This is a genomic window from Streptomyces sp. NPDC127092, assembly GCF_042722475.1.
Taxonomy (GTDB): Bacteria; Actinomycetota; Actinomycetes; order Streptomycetales; family Streptomycetaceae; genus Streptomyces.
The window spans coordinates 488-1,125 of record NZ_JBHXFE010000363.1; the positions used below are offsets into that span (position 1 = coordinate 488).

General features: G+C 59.7%; 1 protein-coding gene. It reads left to right on the forward strand.

Annotated features, from left to right (window positions below; translation table 11 throughout):
- On the forward strand, positions 1-638 hold a 638-nt coding region (gene folP / locus ACFWJO_RS40450), incomplete at both ends, for a dihydropteroate synthase (RefSeq protein WP_386873368.1).

Below are 638 nucleotides of genomic sequence, written 5' to 3' on the forward strand. Positions count from 1 at the left end.
TGTCGGCGGAGAGTCCACCCGGCCTGGTGCGCTTCCAGTCACCCCGGAAGAGGAGCAAAGTCGGGTACTTCCCGTCGTGAAAGAGCTCGTCTCTCATGGTGTCACAGTATCGATAGATACTATGCACGCCGATACCGCACGGCGCGCGGTTGATGCGGGCGCCCTACTCGTAAACGATGTCTCCGCGGGGCTCGCAGACCCGAATATGCTGCGAACCGTCGCTGAGCTGGGGTGTCAGATCGTGCTTGGCCATCTCCGGGGTACACCCGCGACGATGGAAAGATTCTCCCGATACGACCACCCGATTTCAGACGTTGTTTCGGAACTGCGTTTGCGCGCAGAGGAAGCTGAGCGCGAGGGGATTCAGGCTGAGCAAGTCGTGCTTGATCCGGGAATTGGATTCGCCAAGACTCCCGAGCATAGCTGGGCCGTTATCCAGAACCTGGCGACGCTAAAAGCATTGGGGTACCCGCTCATGATCGGTGTGTCCCGTAAGCGACTGCTTTCCACACTACTACCGAGGGACGCAACAATTGCCGATCGTGACTTACCCACCTCTGTCCTTAGTGCCCTCCTTGCTGGAGCCGGCGCCAACGCCCTCCGCGTCCACAACGTTCGTGACAGCGCGATCGCTTTGC